Genomic DNA, 203 nt, shown 5'->3' on the forward strand with positions numbered 1-203 from the left:
CAGCGGTAGATCGTGGTGTGATCGACCGGCACTCCCCGCTCGGTCATCATCTCTTCGAGGTCGCGATAGCTCACGCCGTAGCGGCAGTACCACCGCACCGCCCACAGGATGATTTCACGAGGGAACTGCCGACCGGAGAAGATGCCCATGGACCTGATTATTCCACGCCGGTCTTCCTACTGCCCCAACTTTGCAACAGCACC

1 pseudogene is annotated in these 203 nt (G+C 60.1%); it reads right to left on the reverse strand.

The annotated features are described in order from the left end of the window. Nucleotides 1–149 (reverse strand): annotated as a pseudogene (locus HMPREF2559_RS01335) (IS6 family transposase); the annotation flags it as partial. Nucleotides 150–203: the final 54 nt, after the last annotated feature.

Origin of the sequence: Corynebacterium sp. HMSC072G08 (assembly GCF_001809185.1) — a bacterium.
Lineage (GTDB): Bacteria > Actinomycetota > Actinomycetes > Mycobacteriales > Mycobacteriaceae > Corynebacterium > Corynebacterium phoceense.